This window comes from Actinobacillus capsulatus DSM 19761, assembly GCF_000374285.1.
Taxonomy (GTDB): Bacteria; Pseudomonadota; Gammaproteobacteria; order Enterobacterales; family Pasteurellaceae; genus Actinobacillus; species Actinobacillus capsulatus.
Map to the genome: position 1 here is coordinate 16,498 of NZ_KB893948.1, position 12,814 is coordinate 29,311.

Genomic DNA, 12,814 nt, shown 5'->3' on the forward strand with positions numbered 1-12,814 from the left:
TATTTTGTGAAGAAGATCACAGATTTCTCTAGAGATTTTTTGAGTATTACTTCAAAAATAGTGTAGAATTAATCTCATTAACTAATCTATCTATTTATAGAGTTTTTATCACTTTCTTGTCTAGGAGTAAACACATGGCAGAACGTAAAGTATTAGCGAATGCAATTCGCTTCTTAAGTATGGATGCAGTACAAAAAGCTAACTCTGGTCACCCGGGTGCCCCAATGGGTATGGCAGATATTGCAGAGGTATTATGGCGCGACTTTTTAAAACACAATCCAACCAATCCTAAATGGGCTGATCGCGACCGTTTCGTACTTTCAAACGGCCATGGTTCAATGTTAATTTATAGCTTATTACACTTAACAGGCTATGATCTTTCAATTGAAGATTTAAAACAATTCCGTCAATTACATTCTAAAACCCCAGGTCACCCAGAATATGGCTATGCTCCAGGCGTTGAAACCACTACAGGTCCATTAGGTCAAGGAATCACCAATGCTGTGGGTATGGCGATTGCAGAAAAAACATTAGCTGCACAATTTAACCGTGAAGGTCACCAAATCGTTGACCATTACACTTATGCATTTTTAGGTGACGGTTGCTTAATGGAAGGTATTTCACATGAAGCATGTTCATTAGCTGGTACTTTAGGCTTAGGTAAATTAATCGCTTTCTATGATGACAATAATATCTCAATTGATGGTCACGTAGACGGTTGGTTCTCTGATGATACCGTACAACGTTTTGAAGCATACGGCTGGCAAGTTATCCGCAATGTGGATGGTCATGATGCAGAACAAATCAAATTTGCAATTGAAAATGCGAAAGCAGAAACAGATCGCCCAACATTAATCATCTGTAAAACAATCATCGGCTACGGTTCCCCAAACAAATCGGCATCACACGACTGCCATGGTGCGCCACTAGGTAACGATGAAATTGCATTAACACGCCAAGCGCTGAACTGGGAATATGCGCCATTTGAAATTCCAGCAGAAATCTATGCAGATTGGGATGCTAAAGCACAAGGAGCGGTAGTCGAAAAAGAATGGAATGCTAAATTTGCAGCTTATGAAGCGGCATACCCTGAATTAGCAGCAGAATTCAAACGCCGTATGGCTGGTGATTTACCGGCGAACTGGGAAGCGGAAAGCAAAGCATTCATCGAAAAATTACAAGCTAACCCTGCAGCGCTCGCAAGCCGTAAAGCATCACAAAATGCAATTGAAGCTTACGCACATATCTTACCTGAATTTTTAGGTGGCTCTGCAGACTTAGCAAGCTCTAACTTAACTTTATGGTCTGGTTCAAAACCAATCCGTGCTGATCATAACGTTGATGGTAACTACATTAACTATGGTGTACGTGAATTCGGTATGTCTGCAATTATGAACGGTATTGCATTACACGGTGGTTTTATTCCTTACGGTGCAACCTTCTTAATGTTCTATGAATACGCTCACAATGCTGTGCGTATGGCGGCATTAATGAAACAACGTTCATTATTCGTTTATACACATGACTCTATCGGTTTAGGTGAAGACGGTCCGACACACCAACCGGTAGAACAAACCGCATCACTACGTTTCATTCCAAACTTAGAAACATGGCGTCCGGCTGACCAAGTAGAATCAGCGGTAGCATGGAAAGCGGCAGTTGAACGTAAAGACGGCCCAAGTGCATTAATTTTCACTCGTCAAAATCTTGCTCAACAAGAACGCACTGCTGAACAATTAGCAAACGTAGCACGTGGTGGTTATATCCTACGTGAATGCTGTGAAAAAGGCGGTTGCCCAGATTTAATTCTTATCGCAACAGGTTCTGAAGTTGATTTAGCAATGAAAGCAGCAGAAGTATTAGATGCTGACGGCGTTAAAGTCCGTGTGGTGTCAATGCCAAGCACAAATGTATTTGATAAACAAGATGAAGCGTATCGTGAATCTGTGTTACCTCGTTCAGTAACAAAACGTGTAGCTATCGAAGCACAATTATCTGACTTCTGGTATAAATACGTCGGCTTTGAAGGCAGAATCGTCGGTATGAATAGCTTCGGTGAATCTGCACCGGCTGATCAGTTATTCAAACTATTCGGCTTCACGGTTGAAAATGTAGTTGCAAAAGCGAAAGAAATTTTATAATTTCACTTGAAAACACAAAAGGCGAGAATAATCCTCTCGCTTTTTTCTATTCCATAAACAAGCGATCGAATTTGTAAAATTTTTACAAAAATAACCGCTTATCTCTTTATAACTGTTCTGCTTGTTCTAAAATCTTCTGTTGTTCTAAAGCAAGTTTTTCCAAACGACGTTGCTCACGACACTGTTCATCCTCTGCTTCCCAAACATCATAAGCCTGTACAATCTTCGCCACCACCGGATGACGGACAATATCATGGCTATCAAAATAATTAAAACTTAAATCAGGTACATCTTTCAACACTTCTATCGCGTGTTTTAAACCTGACTTCTGACTACGGGGCAAATCAACTTGCGTAACATCCCCTGTAATTACCGCTTTTGAATTAAAACCAATACGAGTTAAGAACATTTTCATCTGCTCTGTCGTAGTATTTTGGCTTTCATCTAAAATAATAAACGCATCGTTTAAGGTACGCCCACGCATATAAGCAAGAGGCGCAATCTCAATCACATTACGCTCCATTAATTTTTGCGTTTTTTCAAAACCTAACATTTCAAATAAAGCATCGTATAAAGGCCTTAAATACGGCTCAATTTTTTGCCCGAGATCGCCGGGTAAAAAACCGAGTTTTTCACCTGCCTCAACCGCCGGACGAGTTAATAAAATTCGGCGAATCTCTTGACGTTCAAGCGATTCTACTGCGGCAGCAACAGCAAGAAATGTTTTTCCTGTGCCAGCAGGCCCAATACCGAAACTAATATCGTGACTAAGAATATTTCTTAAATAAGCTTGCTGATGTTCACCTCGCGGCTTAATTACACCTCGCTTCGTTTTGATTGAAATCTCTCCTCGTCCCCCAACATTCCATTGATTTTGAAGTAACATTCGGCTTTCTTGAATAGCTAAATGAACATCTTCTAAATCCAATTCTTTGATTTTACCTTTAATTGGCGCGGTATCAATGTAAAGTTGTTTTAAGAGCTTTGCCGCATTCTGGATTAATGTCACCGAATAATGGCTCTCGTCATCGGCTTGAATCGAAAAAGAGAAACCGTTACGAGCAATAGTGAGATTAAAACTTTTCTCAATTAAAGTTAAATGTTCATCAAACGCGCCACAAAGCGATTGCAAACGAGCATTGTCTTGGGGTTCTAAAGCTAAGAAAATTTCGTTCAAAACATATCCTATTTTAGTTGGTCAAAATTTTCTGGGATACTTTGTAAAAGTTTTCCCCAAATTTCGCTACTTGATTGACGATTTTGCGCCATCGCATTTGCAGCTTTCTCTGCATCTTGCTCAACACAAGCTTTTAATAATTCTTGGTAAAAAGTTAATGTGAGTTGACGACACGCAGGATCTGCAAAGAAAATGCTCGCAACTTGATGATACATTCCTTTAAAACTGTTCAAAATTAATGCATAAACAGGTTTATTTGCCGAAAAAGTAAACTGTCTAAATAATGTATAATCAAATTTAGCAAATGCCTCTGCCGTATCTTGCAAAGAATCCAATTGCGCAAAATATTTGATACATTCTTCAGGGTTTAATTTAACTGCTTCAGGGACATAAGATTCTGCCATACGGGTACGTAAAGAAACTACATTAGCAATAATGACAGGTAAATACGATTTATCTAATTTAATAATCGTACTAATAATATTCGGACCGGCTGTTTCCCAAACATCATTTACACGTGTTGGTTTACCATGCTGAATATGTAGCCAACCATCACGAGCCAGTCGCTGTAATACTTCTCGTAACGTAGTACGTGTTACTCCGATACTATCTGCGAGCTCTCGCTCTGCCGGTAAATCTGTTCCTGCAGGGAATTTATTATCCCAAATACTTCTCACGATATATTCTTCTGCAAGAGCAGCTGGACTCTGAGCTTTTAAAATATAAGATCTACCCACCATATTTATGCCTCCATAACATAACTTGCGAAATTGGCGCAAAAATAAAAATAAAGAAATGATTTTTATCCAAAATCAAAAAACACCCACAGAAATATGAGATAGCGACTATTATCCTTTAATCTAAACTAGATTACAATTAGCTTATATTTTTTTATTTACAAGGAGAACCTTAAATGAATAGCTCAAACGCTATATTTAAAAGCTTTCTAGGAAAAGCACCGGAATGGTATAAATTAGCTATTTTAGCTTTTTTAGTTATTAATCCTCTTATCTTTTTCTTTATTAGCCCCTTTATTGCAGGATGGGTGCTAGTTGCCGAGTTTATCTTTACTCTGTCAATGGCACTAAAATGTTACCCGCTTCAGCCCGGCGGCTTATTAGCTATTGAGGCTGTTGTCATCAGGATGACTAGCCCTCACCATGTAAAAGAAGAAATCATGGCAAACTTTGACGTTATTTTATTGTTAATGTTTATGGTTGCCGGCATTTATTTTATGAAACAATTATTATTATATGTTTTTACGAAATTACTTATTGCTATTCATTCTAAAAAAGTTCTTTCTCTTGCTTTCTGCCTCAGTGCCACTTTTTTATCTGCATTCTTAGATGCGCTAACTGTTATTGCGGTAATTATTAGCGTAGGTACAGGCTTTTATGGTGTTTATCACAAAGTCGCCTCCGGTAATAACTTCGAGGATTCTACCGATATCACCAATGATGAAAAAATCATTACCAATAAACAGATTCTTGAACAGTTCCGCGCATTTTTACGTAGTCTGCTAATGCATGCAGCTGTAGGTAGTGCATTAGGTGGCGTAATGACTATGGTTGGTGAACCACAAAACTTAATCATTGCAGGGCAAGCCGAATGGGGCTTTGTTGAATTCTTCTTACGTGTTGCACCGGTAAGCCTACCTGTTTTATTCTGCGGTACCATCACTTGTTTATTGCTAGAACATTTTAAATTATTCGGTTATGGGGAGCGTTTACCGCGTCGCGTATGGGGTGTCCTCGCACGTTATAACTTATTAAAAGAACAACGTATGACTCAGCAAGACCGAGTGAAAATGGGCATTCAAGCACTTACCGGTATTTGGTTAATTATCGGGCTTGCATTCCATCTTGCAGACGTTGGTATCATCGGTTTAACTATTATCATCATCTGTACAGCATTCTGCGGTATTACTGACGAACATGTCATCGGTCGTTCATTCCAAGAACCGATGCCGTTTACTGCGTTAATCGTAGTATTTTTTACTGTGGTTGCGGTAATTGTGGATCTTAAATTATTTGAACCGATTATCCAATTCGTACTCTCTGCGGATGCACATTCTCAATTAGCCTTGTTCTATATATTTAACGGCTTACTTTCTATGGTATCCGATAACGTATTCGTAGGAACGGTTTATATTAACGAAGCAAAAAATGCGCTAACCTCTGGAATCATTGGTCGTGAACAGTTCGACTTAATTGCGGTGGCAATTAATACCGGTACTAACTTACCTTCTGTTGCGACCCCAAACGGACAAGCAGCATTCTTATTCTTGCTCACCTCACCGTTTGCGCCGTTAATCCGACTCTCATACGGCAGAATGTTGTATATGGCATTACCTTATACCATCGTATTGTCGGTTGTCGGTTTCTTCACATTGGAATATTTACTTCCTCCGTTTACGGAGATTATGACAAATTGGGGCTGGATTATCAGTCGTTAACCTCTAAAAATCTCCCCGCTTTTGGGGAGATTTTTTTACGAAAACTGAGTAAAATCAGGTACAATATCCATACCATTCAGACTAAAGGAATTCTTATGCTCAGCTATTTCAAACAACTCTCATTAAGCCGTACCGCATGGCTATTACTTGCTGTTATTGCTTTTGCTCTTGAGACAACAGGCATTTATTTCCAATATGGAATGGGATTAGTTCCTTGTGTCATGTGTGTCTATGAGCGTCTTGCGATTTTAGGACTTATCATTGCCGGTTTACTTGGTTCGATCTCCCCTCGTTTTTTTCTTACTCGTTGGCTTGCTTTATTCATTTGGGGCTTCAGTGCCTTTAAAGGGCTTGCATTAGCCGTCAAACACCATGATTATCAAACCAATCCGTCTCCTTGGAATCAATGTGAATTTAAACCGGAATTTCCACAAACAATGCCGTTTGATCAATGGTTCCCAAGCATTTTTGCCCCTGGTCCAATAAATTGTAATGAGAAACAATGGGAAATGCTTGGCTTAGGCATGCCGGAATGGCTTATCGTTGCCTTCGCAATGTTCGCACTTGCTTTTGTTATCGTACTCATCAGCCAATTCAAACGAGCTAAACCACAATATCGTAGCGTATTCAGATAACCTACAAGCGGTCGAATTTTTGCAAAATTTTGCATAAATCAGACCGCTTTCTTATAACTATAATAAGGAAACACAATGTCAAATTTCTCTCAACTGGAAACCAAATTTGTCCATGCTGGACGCAAATCTCGTTATACCCAAGGTTCTGTGAATCCTGTCGTTCAACGCGCCTCCTCTTTAGTGTTTGACTCGGTTGCACAAAAAAAGAATGCCACTCGCAATCGCTATAAAGGCGAATTATTTTACGGCAGACGAGGCACCCTAACCCACTTCGCTCTCCAAGATGCAATGTGTGAATTAGAAGGCGGAACCGGCTGTTATCTTTATCCGTGCGGAGCGGCTGCCGTAACCAATTCCATTTTGGCTTTTGTCTCGCAAGGCGATCACATATTAATGACCGGTGCGGCTTATGAACCGACTCAAGATTTTTGTAACGTTATCTTAAAAAATATTGGTATAAGCACTACGTATTACGATCCACTTATCGGCGAGGGGATTCGTGGGTTAATTCAACCGAATACCAAAGTATTATTTTTAGAATCGCCAAGCTCACTAACAATGGAAGTACCGGATATTCCGACTTTGGTTCGAGTCGCTCGTGAAATCAATCCGAATATCGTGATTATGATCGATAACACTTGGGCGGGCGGCGTGCTTTTCCCTGCACTTGAATTCGGGATTGATATTTCGATTCAGGCAGGTACTAAATATTTAGTCGGTCACTCAGATGTGATGATTGGTACGGCGGTATCTAATGCTCGCTGTTGGGATCAACTTCGTGAACGTTCATATTTAATGGGGCAAATGGTAGATGCGGATTCCGCTTATACTACCGCACGAGGCTTACGCACGCTTGGCATTCGTTTAAAAGAACATCAAGAACGTTCAATTCAAGTAGCACAATGGCTGGCACAACGTCCGGAAGTAAAAGCGGTCTTCCACCCTGCTTTACCAAGTTGCCCGGGACACGAATTTTTCAAACGAGATTTTAAAGGTGCAAGCGGTCTGTTTTCATTCGAACTTAACCAAAAGTTAAACGATGAACAATTAGCTAACTTTTTAGATCACTTTGAATTATTTACTATGGCTTATTCTTGGGGTGGCTTTGAATCACTGATTTTAGCCAACCAACCGGAAGAAATCGCTCGTATCCGTACAGCCATCGAAAGAAAACTTAGCGGTACACTGATTCGTATCCACGTCGGTTTAGAAGCGGTTGAAGATCTGATTGCCGATTTAGAAAAAGGCTTTGAACGTTTAAAATAAGCGTAACAAGCGGTCAAATTTACAGAAAAATTTACAATTCTTATCTAAAAACAAAAGGCTATCTTTCGATAGCCTTCTTTATATCTCTAATGGTTAACTAAGCAATTTATTCATACGTTTGATAAATGCTGCTGGGTTTTCTAATGAACCACGTTCTGCAAGCAATGCTTGTTCAAACAATAATTCAATCCAATCATTGAATTCTGTTTCATCAGTAAGATCTGCTATTTTCTTAACCATACGATGATCCGGATTTATCTCAAATGTATATTTCACTTCCGGTGCTTTTTGTCCCATTGCTGCAAACAGTTTTGCCATCTGCGTAGTCATTTCATCATTGTCAGTAGAAACGATCGCTGGAGTATCGGTTAAGCGATGAGTTAATACCACTTTTTTCACACGGCCACCAAAATAGCTTTGCGCACGTTCAAGGAAAGATCCGAATTCCGCTTGTTGTGCTTTTTGGCTTTCTTCTTGTTCCTTATCAGCAAGATCGCCTAAATCCAGATCCGATTTTGTGATACTTTGCAACGGTTTACCATCAAATTCAGTTAAATGACCAACTACCCATTCGTCAATACGATCAGATAATAACAGCACTTCAATGCCTTTCTTATTGAACAGTTCAAGGTGCGGACTATTTTTCGCTGCCACATAGTTATCAGCGGTTAAGAAATAAATCGCTTTCTGGCCTTCTTTCATTCTGCCAACATAATCCACCAAACTTACTGTTTGTTCGCTAGAATCAGTTTGAGTTGAAGCAAAGCGGAATAATAACGCAATTTGTTGTTTATTCGCAAAATCTTCACCAACACCTTCTTTTAACACTAAGCCGAATTCATTCCAGAAAGTTTGGTATTTAGCTTGATCGTCCTTCGCTAATTTTTCCAATAGTTGCAATGCACGTTTAGTCAACGCCGAACGTAATGAAGCGGTGACTTTATTTTCTTGTAAAATCTCACGTGAAACATTTAACGGCAAGTCATTCGTATCTAATAAACCTCGCATAAAACGTAGGTAATTCGGCATAAACACTTCCGCATCGTCCATAATAAATACACGTTGTACATAAAGTTTTAAGCCGTGTTTTTGATCACGATTGAACAAATCCCACGGTGCTTTTGCCGGTACATAAAGCAAGCTGGTATAATCTTGTTTACCTTCCACTTTATTATGCGCCCAAATAAGCGAATCATTGTAATCATGACTTAAATGCTTATAGAACTCTTGGTATTCTTCATCTGAAATTTCGGTTTTTGAACGAGTCCAAAGTGCTTGCGCTTTGTTAATTTTTTCCCATTTTTGACCACTTGCTTTGCCTTCGTCATCGTATGACGTGGTTTGGATTTCAACCGGTAAACCGATATGATCCGAATACTTACCAATAATTTCACGTAAACGCCATTCGCTTAAAAATTCTTTTTCATCCTCACGCAGATGTAAAATAACGTCCGTACCGCGTGTTACTTTCTCAATATCTGCTACCGTGTAATCGCCTTCACCGGCAGATTCCCACATAACGCCTTGCGCTTCACCCGCCGCACGCGTTTTCACCGTCACTTTATCTGCCACAATAAAAGCTGAATAGAAACCAACCCCGAATTGACCGATTAATTGGCTGTCTTTCGCTTGATCCGTACCTAACGAATTTAAAAACTCTTTGGTGCCTGATTTAGCGATCGTACCCAAGTGATCGATAACCTGTTCACGGTTCATACCGATACCGTTATCGCTGATAGTCAGTGTGCCTAAAGTTTCATCAAAGCTCACTCGTACACGTAATTCGCCGTCACCTTCATATAATGCAGGATTGGAAAGCGCTTTAAAACGCAGTTTATCCGCTGCATCAGACGCATTGGAGATTAATTCACGCAAGAAAATTTCTTTATTTGAATAAAGTGAATGGATCATCAATTGAAGCAGTTGTTTTACTTCTGATTGAAAGCCTCTTGTTTCTTGATTGGTACTCATTTTATCCCTCTTTTAATTTACAAAAAATAAGCGGAATTTCACCGCTTTCAAACGCTTTAGTAAATGGGGAAAAGTTGCTAACTTTTCAAGTTATAAGACCAAAGTTATTTTCTATTAAAAAATCCAATTCAATTGTTAAATTTTATCAAATCAATAGTTTTACAAAATAAAACCAATCAGTAATAATAATATTCATGCATCAAACCTATTAATATTCCAAGGTAATCATTATGTCTAAATGTCCATTCCATCATACATCATTAACAATGAACAACGGCGCGCCCATTGTCGATAACCAAAACAGTTTGACCGCAGGTCCGCGTGGTCCGTTGCTTGCCCAAGATTTATGGCTCAACGAGAAATTAGCCAATTTTGTGCGTGAGGTGATCCCAGAACGCCGTATGCACGCCAAAGGTTCGGGGGCGTTCGGTAAATTCACCGTGACCCACGACATTACCCAATACACCAAAGCCGCAATTTTCAGCGAAGTGGGCAAAGAAACCGAATTATTCGCCCGTTTTACCACCGTGGCAGGCGAGCGTGGGGCGGCGGACGCAGAGCGTGATATTCGTGGCTTTGCGGTGAAATTTTATACAGAGCAAGGCAACTGGGATTTGGTCGGTAACAACACCCCCGTGTTCTTCTTGCGTGATCCTCGCAAATTCCCTGATTTGAACAAAGCGGTGAAACGCGATCCTCGCACCAATATGCGTAGTGCCACCAATAACTGGGATTTCTGGACGCTCTTACCAGAGGCGTTCCACCAAGTGACCATCGTAATGTCTGACCGTGGGATTCCTGCTTCTTACCGCCATATGCACGGTTTCGGCTCACACACTTACAGCTTAATCAACGCCAATAACGAGCGTTTTTGGGTGAAATTCCACTTCCGCACGCAACAAGGTATTAAAAACCTCACCAACGAAGAGGCAGCCGCCATTATTGCCAACGACCGTGAATCGCACCAACGCGATCTCTACGAATCTATCGAAAAAGGCGACTTCCCGAAATGGACGCTTTACATTCAAGTAATGCCAGAAACTGAGGCGGAAAAAGTGAATTTCCACCCGTTCGACTTAACCAAAGTGTGGTCGAAAAAGGATTATCCGCTCATCGAAGTGGGGGTAATGGAATTAAACCGCAACCCTGAAAACTTCTTCGCCGATGTGGAACAATCCGCTTTCGCCCCAAGCAACTTAGTGCCGGGGATCAGCGTTTCGCCAGACCGTATGTTGCAAGCGCGCTTGTTCAACTATGCGGACGCACAACGTTACCGCTTAGGCGTGAACCATCACCAAATTCCAGTGAATGCCCCACGTTGCCCAGTGCATAGCAACGCCCGTGATGGTCAAGGTCGTGTGGACGGCAACTACGGTTCAACCCTACATTATGAGCCAAACAGTTTCGGTCAATGGCAAGAACAAGCCCAATTCGCCGAGCCACCACTCAAAATCAGCGGTGATGCTGCCCATTGGGATTACCGCCAAGACGATGCGGACTATTTCAGCCAACCGCGCGCCTTATTTAACTTGATGAGCGACAAAGAGAAACAAGCCCTCTTTACCAACACCGCCGCCGCAATGGGCGATGCGTTAGACTTCATCAAATACCGCCATATCCGTAACTGCTACTTCTGCGACCCAGCCTACGGCGAAGGCGTTGCCAAAGCATTAGGAATGACGGTCGCAGACGCCATGGCCGCCTATTCCAGCGACCCAGCAATGGGACAACCGGGGTTATTAAAACCTAACTTCTAATTTAGAAGTCACCAAATTAGCAAATGCAACTGTTCAAAAACCCGCGAGATAATCGCACACAGTAGTCCTCCTTACATAAATGCATTTGCTCTATCAAAGTCCTATCTATACGATAGGGCTTTTCTTTTGTTTGAAAAATCAATCTGCGTTAAAATCCCATCGTTTTTTTATTTTTAACAAAAAGGAAAGCTTTTGGAATATCGTTATTACATCACTACGGGAATTGCCATCCTTGTTTTACAATGCCTTGTTTTTAACTTTTCTCGTACTTTAGGTTGGTTATTTAACTTATCTCCTAAATCACGTAAGATCGTTACATTTATCAGCTATTTAGCCGCAAATGGGTTAGCAATTTTGACCGTCACACGAACATTTAACGGTTTTAGAATCACTGCGCTAATGCTCACTTTACTGCTGTTCGCATTATTCGTTAGCCTTGCTTGTGCGGTAATTTACCGCTTATTTAAAGGCAAACAAGCGGTCAATTTTGCCTTAAAAATTACCTATCCTTTCGCATTTTTCGGTATTGTTGGACTCGCCTTATATAACGCTTATACACCGAAAGTGGTGCATTATTCCGTGCAATTGGATAAACCGCTAGCTCAACCGCTACGTATTGGTGTAGCAAGTGATCTGCACTTAGGGCAATGGTTTGGCGCGAAACAATTAGATAAATTAGCGGAGATCTTTAATCAGCAAAATGTCGATCTGATTTTATTACCCGGCGATATTATGGACGATAATACCGATGCTTATGTAGCCGAAAATATGCAACCGCATTTAGCTAAGCTCAAAGCGCCTTTAGGGGTTTATGCCACTTTAGGTAACCACGATTTCTTCGGCAAACAGCAAGTGATTGCCACCGAAATTGAAAAAGCCGGTATCCAAGTACTATGGGATCAAGCGGTCGAAATTAACGGAAAATTTACCATTATCGGACGTAATGATGACCTCGTAAAAAACAGACCGAGTGCCGCTCAATTATTAACGGCGGTAAACTCGAATTTACCGGTATTTTTACTTGATCACCGTCCGACACAAATCGAACAACATTCGCAATTGCCGATTGACTTACAAGTATCCGGCCATACCCACAAAGGACAAATTTTTCCGGCAAATTTAATGACTAACGTGATTTATCGACTACACTATGGCTATGAAAAAATCGGTTTAGGTCATTATTTTGTCACCTCCGGTTACGGCTTTTGGGGTATCCCGATGCGGCTCGGCACCCAATCGGAAGTCTTTATTATTGATGTGAAAGGTAAATAACCTTAGTTTTTTTATGCAAACCCCTGAATTGATTTTCAGGGGTTTATTTTTTTACATTTCTCGAATCGTCCTATCTTCAATCACTTATCTTTTGTCAATATCCTTTTACAAAATTTTCTGCTTGCACATGCCCCAATAAA

Annotated in this window: 9 protein-coding genes; 6 read left to right on the forward strand and 3 right to left on the reverse strand. The window is 40.6% G+C overall.

Annotation, left to right across the window (positions count from 1 at the left end):
- Positions 1-134 precede the first annotated feature (134 nt).
- Positions 135-2,141, forward strand: coding sequence for a transketolase (gene tkt, locus C228_RS0111630; RefSeq protein ID WP_018652779.1), 2,007 nt, complete (start codon positions 135-137; stop codon positions 2,139-2,141).
- Between the two features lie 106 nt (positions 2,142-2,247).
- Here tkt and C228_RS0111635 read toward each other — a convergent pair whose 3' ends face one another.
- The gene (locus C228_RS0111635; RefSeq protein ID WP_018652780.1) at positions 2,248-3,318 is read right to left on the reverse strand and encodes a PhoH family protein; all 1,071 of its coding nucleotides are present in this window, start codon (positions 3,316-3,318) and stop codon (positions 2,248-2,250) included.
- 8 nt (positions 3,319-3,326) lie between these two features.
- Positions 3,327-4,055, reverse strand: a complete 729-nt coding sequence (fadR, locus tag C228_RS0111640) for a fatty acid metabolism transcriptional regulator FadR (RefSeq protein ID WP_026313291.1) — start codon at positions 4,053-4,055, stop codon at positions 3,327-3,329.
- A 176-nt stretch (positions 4,056-4,231) separates the two neighbouring features.
- Between fadR and nhaB the strand changes: the two genes are divergently transcribed.
- The 3 genes from nhaB to metC all read left to right on the forward strand — a co-directional run bounded on the left by nhaB (position 4,232) and on the right by metC (position 7,674).
- Positions 4,232-5,773 carry a sodium/proton antiporter NhaB gene (gene nhaB, locus C228_RS0111645; protein ID WP_018652782.1) on the forward strand — a complete coding sequence of 514 codons (1,542 nt, stop codon included), beginning with the start codon at positions 4,232-4,234 and terminating at the stop codon, positions 5,771-5,773.
- Between the two features lie 95 nt (positions 5,774-5,868).
- The gene (gene dsbB, locus C228_RS0111650) at positions 5,869-6,408 is read left to right on the forward strand and encodes a disulfide bond formation protein DsbB (RefSeq protein WP_018652783.1); all 540 of its coding nucleotides are present in this window, start codon (positions 5,869-5,871) and stop codon (positions 6,406-6,408) included.
- Positions 6,409-6,483: 75 nt separating this feature from the next.
- The gene (gene metC / locus C228_RS0111655) at positions 6,484-7,674 is read left to right on the forward strand and encodes a cystathionine beta-lyase (RefSeq protein ID WP_018652784.1); all 1,191 of its coding nucleotides are present in this window, start codon (positions 6,484-6,486) and stop codon (positions 7,672-7,674) included.
- A 93-nt stretch (positions 7,675-7,767) separates the two neighbouring features.
- Here the strand turns inward: metC and htpG are convergent, their stop codons facing one another.
- Positions 7,768-9,645, reverse strand: a complete 1,878-nt coding sequence (gene htpG / locus C228_RS0111660; protein ID WP_018652785.1) for a molecular chaperone HtpG — start codon at positions 9,643-9,645, stop codon at positions 7,768-7,770.
- A 230-nt stretch (positions 9,646-9,875) separates the two neighbouring features.
- Here htpG and C228_RS0111665 point away from each other — a divergent pair, with 230 nt between their 5' ends.
- Positions 9,876-11,402, forward strand: coding sequence for a catalase (locus tag C228_RS0111665; protein ID WP_018652786.1), 1,527 nt, complete (start codon positions 9,876-9,878; stop codon positions 11,400-11,402).
- Between the two features lie 192 nt (positions 11,403-11,594).
- Positions 11,595-12,674 carry a metallophosphoesterase gene (locus C228_RS0111670; RefSeq protein ID WP_018652787.1) on the forward strand — a complete coding sequence of 360 codons (1,080 nt, stop codon included), beginning with the start codon at positions 11,595-11,597 and terminating at the stop codon, positions 12,672-12,674.
- Positions 12,675-12,814: the final 140 nt, after the last annotated feature.

Excerpts from the sequence above, each read along its gene's own strand:
- tkt (WP_018652779.1), top strand. The coding sequence starts at position 135 with ATGGCAGAACGTAAAGTATTAGCGAATGCAATTCGCTTCTTAAGTATG.
- nhaB (WP_018652782.1), top strand. The coding sequence starts at position 4,232 with ATGAATAGCTCAAACGCTATATTTAAAAGCTTTCTAGGAAAAGCACCG.
- dsbB (WP_018652783.1), top strand. The coding sequence starts at position 5,869 with ATGCTCAGCTATTTCAAACAACTCTCATTAAGCCGTACCGCATGGCTA.
- metC (WP_018652784.1), top strand. The coding sequence starts at position 6,484 with ATGTCAAATTTCTCTCAACTGGAAACCAAATTTGTCCATGCTGGACGC.
- htpG (WP_018652785.1), bottom strand. The coding sequence starts at position 9,645 with ATGAGTACCAATCAAGAAACAAGAGGCTTTCAATCAGAAGTAAAACAA.
- C228_RS0111665 (WP_018652786.1), top strand. The coding sequence starts at position 9,876 with ATGTCTAAATGTCCATTCCATCATACATCATTAACAATGAACAACGGC.